This is a genomic window from Desulfobulbaceae bacterium, from assembly GCA_015231515.1.
Lineage (GTDB): Bacteria > Desulfobacterota > Desulfobulbia > Desulfobulbales > VMSU01 > JADGBM01.
Genome location: JADGBM010000131.1, coordinates 1 through 7,105 on the forward strand (window position 1 = coordinate 1; position 7,105 = coordinate 7,105).

At 45.1% G+C, this 7,105-nt stretch carries 8 protein-coding genes; 5 read left to right on the top strand and 3 right to left on the bottom strand.

All coding sequences use genetic code 11. The features are described from left to right. Positions 1 to 27: 27 nt before the first annotated feature. Positions 28 to 282 (top strand): hypothetical protein, encoded by a 255-nt coding sequence (locus HQK80_14370; protein MBF0223383.1) that lies wholly within the window; start codon positions 28 to 30, stop codon positions 280 to 282. A 438-nt stretch (positions 283 to 720) separates the two neighbouring features. Here HQK80_14370 and HQK80_14375 read toward each other — a convergent pair whose 3' ends face one another. Both HQK80_14375 and HQK80_14380 read right to left on the bottom strand, forming a co-directional pair. Next, the gene (locus HQK80_14375; GenBank protein MBF0223384.1) at positions 721 to 1,224 is read right to left on the bottom strand and encodes a transcriptional activator RfaH; all 504 of its coding nucleotides are present in this window, start codon (positions 1,222 to 1,224) and stop codon (positions 721 to 723) included. 258 nt (positions 1,225 to 1,482) lie between these two features. Further along, positions 1,483 to 1,770, bottom strand: coding sequence for a hypothetical protein (locus HQK80_14380; protein MBF0223385.1), 288 nt, complete (start codon positions 1,768 to 1,770; stop codon positions 1,483 to 1,485). Between the two features lie 15 nt (positions 1,771 to 1,785). Here HQK80_14380 and HQK80_14385 point away from each other — a divergent pair, with 15 nt between their 5' ends. Next, on the top strand, positions 1,786 to 2,805 hold the full coding sequence (locus tag HQK80_14385; protein MBF0223386.1) for a hypothetical protein: 1,020 nt from the start codon (positions 1,786 to 1,788) through the stop codon (positions 2,803 to 2,805). Positions 2,806 to 2,818: 13 nt separating this feature from the next. Here HQK80_14385 and HQK80_14390 read toward each other — a convergent pair whose 3' ends face one another. Continuing rightward, positions 2,819 to 3,265 carry a universal stress protein gene (locus HQK80_14390; GenBank protein ID MBF0223387.1) on the bottom strand — a complete coding sequence of 149 codons (447 nt, stop codon included), beginning with the start codon at positions 3,263 to 3,265 and terminating at the stop codon, positions 2,819 to 2,821. A 260-nt stretch (positions 3,266 to 3,525) separates the two neighbouring features. Between HQK80_14390 and HQK80_14395 the strand changes: the two genes are divergently transcribed. The 3 genes from HQK80_14395 to HQK80_14405 form a co-directional block, all read left to right on the top strand. Further along, complete coding sequence (locus HQK80_14395; GenBank protein MBF0223388.1) at positions 3,526 to 5,517, top strand: ATP-dependent DNA helicase; 1,992 nt, start codon at positions 3,526 to 3,528, stop codon at positions 5,515 to 5,517. Beyond that, complete coding sequence (locus tag HQK80_14400) at positions 5,510 to 6,457, top strand: polyprenyl synthetase family protein (GenBank protein ID MBF0223389.1); 948 nt, start codon at positions 5,510 to 5,512, stop codon at positions 6,455 to 6,457. Before HQK80_14395 ends, HQK80_14400 begins: the two co-directional genes overlap by 8 nt. A gap of 207 nt (positions 6,458 to 6,664) precedes the next feature. Then, a partial coding sequence (locus HQK80_14405; GenBank protein ID MBF0223390.1) for a mannose-1-phosphate guanylyltransferase/mannose-6-phosphate isomerase occupies positions 6,665 to 7,105 on the top strand: 441 nt, incomplete at its 3' end.

Below are 7,105 nucleotides of genomic sequence, written 5' to 3' on the forward strand. Positions count from 1 at the left end.
GGCTTAAAACCGGCAGGGTCAGCTTAGATGTCACGCCCTTTCAGGGCTATCTGGACTATTCCAGTCCCCAGGGCGTTGCCCTGGGCTGCTATGTTCTGGCCCTTTCAGGGCAAACCGAATATTTACCCTCGATATCGTAGAAATGACGAGGCAACAATTTCATCTGCGCGGCTCTGGGATACTACAAAAGATATCGTCATCATCAGTTTTTCGGGCTTTAAGCGCCTCAATAATTTCGCCGGGAACGACTGGGTAACAATCTCCGGGAAAATCCTGGTCTGACTTGGTTCGTAGTCTTCACTTTTACTTACATGCTCCCAGCAGGTTCTTCACGGTATTTTTGTCCAAGTTCCGAAAAGTCACATAATAACTGTGCCTTTTCACAAATTCCAGCAACAACTTTTGTTATTTTGGCCTTTACAGTTTGTATTTCCATCATAATCTTCTCCAGAACTGTTGGCCGAGAATTGTGGACACGTTGGCACAATTCCCCTCCCCCTGTGTAGGCTTCCGCAAATCGGATCCCGTATCAATAATATTTTACCCCGATCTGCGTCCTTATACGGCGTTTCAGAATCTAATTTAAGTTTGTGGTTCTTGCATTTAAGCCAGGATCCAGTAAGTGTAGTGTTTTCTGGATCCCCGATAACAGCATTCGGGGATGACGATTCACGACCATAAGCGTTAAGTTAATAACATCGAATTCGACACTCGTGTTCCTTAAACAACCTCAAGTAAATCAATCGGCACCGTGCTTTTTACCTGGCGTTGTAACATATCAAGAAGAACCAGTGCACGGTCGGCACCCTTGGCGGTCATGAATAAGCCGGTCAAGCCTTCCAACTCACCGCTGATAACTCGTACGCTCTGCCCTTCTTTTATGCTGCGGATATTGAGCAATGAGATATAGCCATCATCACTTTCTCGGGCTCTAAGCGCCGCAATAATCTCATCTGGGACAACGGGATAACGATCACCAAATTTGACCGGGCATAACGATCCGATTGTACTGCTTATTGCAGCCCAATCCTGCTCTTCGTCAGTTAAATGTAAAAAAAGATAGCCAGGGAAAAAAGCCCGCACAACTGCTGATTTTTCCCGTGCATGAGTCACTGTCTTCAAAATCGATGGCACATAACAGTGATAGCCCTGGTTCTGATAATTAGTAGAGGCTACAAACTCTTTATGCGGCTTTGTTCGAATTATAAACCACTGTTTTTCCATGAATCATTCACCAATGCCCGGCAATCTAATTTTTCTCGGCAAAATTTGCACAATAACGACATCAACCCCATTTCACAGGTAACCAACGAAGGGCTCGTTGAGTCAACAGAACCAGAGGAGACCAAACCCACTAAAATTGAATAAAACATTAGGTGTTCAGGATAAGTCCCTTAACAGTAGAAGCAAGTTATTTATTTCAAAGAAATTTTTGGATTTCTTGCCACAAATAACACGAAAATAATTCATAAGGGACTAAAACTATCCAACCGAAAGATAATGGTAGACACCAAAAACAAATTCGGCCATAACTCCAACAGTTAAGTACAGTCGTAACGATCTGTCCCAGGGAACTTTCTCTCCAGAGGTTCGTTGTAGAAACGTAACGAGTAAAAGGGTAGCACCCCCAGCCAGCGGGGCAACACTGAAAATTTCGAGCAAGGTTTCAACACCTGTCTTCAAAAAATTTCCTGGGAAATAACGAAAACTCAAAAGCAGATAAACAAGGATAAGTATTGCCATTGAGGCTTTTTCTTTCAACTTTTTCATAATGACATATGTGACATGAGTACAATAAACTCCCTTATAATGCCGTCAACTATTCCAGATCAGGCAACCATTCGTCAACTGCTTCTATTTTCCAACTCAGTTTGTCAATTTGCACCATCCGAAGACAGCGTGTGCTCCGATGAATTTGTTGACTCCTACACTCATTACGCGCCTGTTCCTTTTGCCGACGGCCTCATCACCTTTCAGAAATTCATCAAGGATCTGACATCCTATCGGGCAGAATATTACAGCGGGGCTTTATCGCGGTTATCAAGCGATCTTGCTGCCGATGTTGATGAGTCCTGTGTCTGGCAATTGATCGATAAATTAGCCCAATCAACTCCGTCAGATCCACAACCTGATAAACTTATGCATGCACGACTGCTTCTTAAACTGGCAGAAATTCACCACAATGAAGACAATGAGATAAACGCCGCCTTGGCTGCTGTCAATAGCAAAATGAGCACACTCATGTCTGATCTAAGAGATGAAGACGAAGAACAAATTACAGTTCAATCACCGAGTAACGCTGAAACAAATCATGTGAAAAACCCACTGCAACTGCTTAAAGCCTGGTGCCATCTGTTTCTCGCAGATACTGCCGACCGAACTTACTCAATAATCGCAACCGATACAGAAACACTGACCACTTTATACGAATACGGAAGCGAGCTTATTTCTCCACAGCAGAAAACCGTCTGTACGATTGCAATCCCGAGCCTATTATTCTCTATAGACCAGGAAACATTCGCTAAACAATTGAAGAAATTCCATCACACCAAACAATCAGAAATCAAACAATTCCAGGCTGCCCTGCTGGGCGCTGCCGAAGGCAAAACCCTTGATGACACCAGCGCCACGAAGCTCAACAAAGCCACCGAAGAGACCTTTGGCTCTGCCCAGGAAGGGCACGCCATAACTTTTCACACAGTACCGCTTTCCTTGCCACAATTAGCCGCCAGAATCACTAATAAACCCATAGAGATCATAGCCCGGAACCACCAGCCCTACACTCTGGTTGCCGTCTCTGCGTGAGGTGCTTAACCCATTACTTATACGGATTGATGGTCAACACCGGGCACGGGGCCGTTTTGACAACCTGCTCTGCCACACTGCCAAACAGTATCCGCTCAAGCCCCTTATAGCCGTGCGTTCCCATAATGATCATATCCGCCTTGCTGCTTCCAGCAAACCCTACAATTTCTTCGGCAACATCACCAACACTGACCTGGGTGATACAGGCCGTTCCTGCCGAAACATTGTCCTCAACAAAATTGTCCATTTTCTGTTTGGCACTGCCCAGCATATCATCCTGAAATTGGGCAATCGGCATATGCGGCACGAAGAAGCCGGAGTAGTCATCAAAACTCTGCACAACAAAAATCAGTGCGAGTGTCGCCTCAAACCTCAATGCTAACTTTTCCGCATCTTTAAGAATTTTCTTAGAGTTATCTGAAAAATCAACAGGTACCAAAATTTTTTTCACATCGTTCATCATGGCCTCTCCTCCCTTTTTAATTCATCATTTTTCCCGCTAACCAACTCACCGGGCACCTCGTTCCCCTCTACAAGAGCGTATCACTGCAGCCTTTTTATTGTCAAGTCGATTGACTTCACAGTTTCAAGCACGTATTATCGGGAAAAAGCTGTTAGGTGTTAGCTGTTAGCTGTTAGCTCTTTACCCTTTACCCTTTACCCTTTACCAATCACCCTTCGCCCTTTGCCACACCAATACAATAAGACAGAGACCCATTTTTGACAGCCCTTACTGAGCATATAGAACATATTTTTTCTCCTGACGGGCCGTTGGCAAAAACTCTCCCTGGCTACGAAGTCAGACCCGGCCAGTTACAGATGTCTCTGAGTGTGGCTCAAACCCTGGAAACCACTGCCATACCTCTGCATCCTTTTGCCCAAGGAGACCACAAAGCCGAGATGCTCGCAGTTGAGGCCGAAACAGGAATCGGTAAGACTCTTGCCTACTTAATTCCAGCCGCTCTATCAAGACAAAAAATTATTGTTTCCACGGGAACCTTGAACCTACAGGAACAAATTTTAAATAAAGAGATCCCGTTTATTAAAAAATACGTCACCCCTGACCTAAAAGTTGTCTGCGTTAAAGGGCGCCAGAATTACGCCTGCCTCTTTCGCACCAAACAGATGCTTTCATCGCAACAGCAACAGCTTTTCACCGAGCAGATTAATGACGCAGATGAACTGCTGCACTGGCTTAACCATACAGAGTTTGGTGATCGGGCAGAGTTGCCATGGCTGACCGACGGTTCACAGCTCTGGGAGCAGATATGCTCGTCAGCTACCAAGTGTTTGGGATCGCAATGCCAGGAGCATGGTTCATGTTTTATAAACAAATTACGAAAAACGGCGGCAGCAGCCGATATCATTATCGTTAACCATCATCTTTTCTTCTCAGATCTAGGCATTCGCCGCTTTGGATTTGGCGAGGTCTTACCCCGTTACCAGTCGGTTATCTTTGATGAAGCCCATCACATTGAAGATATTGCCACCCGCTACTTCGGCTCGTCATTCAGCCACTACCAGTTACTCGACCTTGTCAAGGACATCGAAACCCTAGCCCATAAGTCAATGTCCGGCCAAGAACGCCTTAAAACTATCCAGATCGCTCAGGCCCTGGCAACCCAGGCCAATGAATTTGCCGGAATATTCCCAACCCTGAGAGGGCGTTACCCATTAAACGATATCATCTCTCAAGTCGAGAGCTGGGAGGTTGAGGTGGAACGACTTGACACTGCCATTACCAACCTCAGCAAACAACTTGACAGGGCAGCACTTTGTTCTGATCTCTGGGAAGGGCCGCGAAGACGCTGTCTCGAACTTAAAGATAATCTTACCGCCATTACAACAGATCTGAGCCCGACTCATGTGTACTGGTGCGAAAAACGCGAAAAAACAATCTCCTTAACGGCCTCACCCATCAATGTCTCCGTTGAGTTACAGGAGTTTTTATACAGCCAGGCAGAGAGTCTTATTTTTACCTCAGCCACCCTTACCAGCGGCGGCAGCTTCAAGTACACCTTTAACAGGCTCGGGCTTGACGACAACACCCCAACACTGCAACTGGCCTCCCCCTTTGACTATGCCAACAGAACCAAGCTCTACGTGCCAGCTAACGGCTTCCCCGAACCAAACAGCCCCACATATTTTGAGGCGCTTCAGCAACAGGTCTATGAGCTGCTCATGGCCTCCCAGGGTCGAGCCCTGGTCTTATTCACCAGCTTCAACGCCATGAACCAGCTCTACAGCTTTTTATCCGAGACCATCCCCTTCCCAATTTATAAACAAGGCGATGCCCCAAAAACAGTCTTACTCGAACAGTTTCAACAGGAAACACATTCGGTTCTTCTGGCCGTTGCAAGTTTCTGGGAAGGAGTCAATGTGCCCGGAGAAACTTTAAGCTGCCTGATTATAGACAAACTGCCATTTGAGGTTCCCAGTGATCCGGTTATCATGGCGCGTATTGATCAGATAAAAAACAGTAAAGGAAATCCGTTTTTTGACTTCCAAGTTCCTCGCGCTGTGTTATCCTTACGCCAAGGAATCGGCAGGCTGATACGTTCAACTCAGGACAAGGGCTTGCTCGCTGTGTTGGATATTCGTCTGTTTTCCAAAGGGTACGGCAGGCATTTCCTCAAAAGCCTTCCAGCCAGTCCGGTAATTCGCAGCATAGATCAAGTGAAAACCTTTTTTTCGGAGGTTGTTGGTGAATAAAGATACGTTAGTCTCTCTCTTAAAACCGGAGACCCAAAAAATTGACACGATCATGCATGATGATCTTGCTGATATTGACAACACGCTGCTGCACGAGGTTATCTCCTACGCAATTTTTAACGGGGGAAAACGGATTCGGCCACTGCTCGCCGTTTTGGCGGCTCGCCTCTGTCGGCCGGACAATCTAGAAGACCCGACAGACCTGTACCGTTTCTCTTTGAGTTTTGAGTATCTTCATGCCGCCAGTCTGCTCCATGATGATGTCATTGACCGGGCCCAAAAACGCCGGGGACAAAAAAGCGCCAATACTGTCTGGGACAATACCCACGTTATCCTGGCCGGTGATTTCCTACACTCTCGGGCAATGTATCTGGCCGGGACTCGTGGCAATGCCAAATGCCTCGCCATTATCAGCAAAGCAACCGAGGCAATGGTGAACTCAGAGTTCATTCAACTCGAAAATGCCAACACCTTAAACACCTCCGAAGAAAATTATTATAGGGTTCTGCATGGCAAAACAGCTGCCCTCATCAGTGCGGCGTGTGAAACCGGCAGCATTTTTTCCGGCGGCACAGAGACGCAAAGTAAAGCCTTACAGCTTTTTGGCACCAACTTAGGCCTAACCTTTCAAATTGTCGATGATCTGCTGGATTACCTGGGAGATTCTACAAAAACCGGGAAAGCTCTAGGCAACGATTTCCAAGAAAAAAAGATGACCCTGCCCCTCATTTACACCCTGACCCATGCCGATAGCCGCCATAAGCAACAATTACTGACCCTTTTAGAATCAAATTCGGATTCACCTGTCACGGCATTTGAACAGGCCAGAAATATCATTGAAGAAACGGGGGGATTTGCTTATGCCCAGCAAACGGCAAGAGATCTTATAGAAGAGGCGCTACACTCCCTGGATATCTTTGCTGAAGATCAAACAAAATAGATACTACAGGCCCTTTCCCACTACGTTTTACAACGCGACAAATAAACCCTACTAACTATTTACCTGACGAAAAGTGCTTTAACCTAAGTGAATAAATGGTTCTATCTGTGTTCTCATTACGAAGTATTTCAACAAAGTTATTAGCCATTAGCACTTAGATGTTAGTTTTACTAAAGCTTATAGCTTACAGCTTGAAAAGGACTTTATATGAGAAACAAAAACAATTATGCAGTATTGTTAGTCGGCGGTTCAGGCACACGTTTTTGGCCTATGAGCAGGAAGCATAAGCCAAAACAATTTTTAGATATTACAGGAAGAGGAACTTTGTTTGAACAGACATTGTTTAGAATAAAGCCAATGTTTAAAAGCGAAAATATATTTGTTGTAACAAATTTTAATTATAAAAAAGATGTTTTGCCGTTAATAAAAAAGTATAAAATTCCAATTTCTAATATTTTATTAGAGCCGGAACCAAAAAATACAGCACCGGCAGTATGTTGGGCTGCTGCAAAAATTAATAAAATCAACAAAGACGCGGTAATGATAGTTCTGCCTTCGGATCATTTGATTAGCGACAATAAAAATTTTTTAATAGTATTGAATAACGCTGTTGCGCTGGCCCAAGATAATCATTTGATGACTTTGGGT

Coding starts and splice junctions, on each gene's coding strand:
- HQK80_14385 (MBF0223386.1), top strand. CDS start 1,786: ATGAGTACAATAAACTCCCTTATAATGCCGTCAACTATTCCAGATCAG.
- HQK80_14380 (MBF0223385.1), bottom strand. CDS start 1,770: ATGAAAAAGTTGAAAGAAAAAGCCTCAATGGCAATACTTATCCTTGTT.
- HQK80_14390 (MBF0223387.1), bottom strand. CDS start 3,265: ATGAACGATGTGAAAAAAATTTTGGTACCTGTTGATTTTTCAGATAAC.
- HQK80_14375 (MBF0223384.1), bottom strand. CDS start 1,224: ATGGAAAAACAGTGGTTTATAATTCGAACAAAGCCGCATAAAGAGTTT.
- HQK80_14370 (MBF0223383.1), top strand. CDS start 28: ATGTCACGCCCTTTCAGGGCTATCTGGACTATTCCAGTCCCCAGGGCG.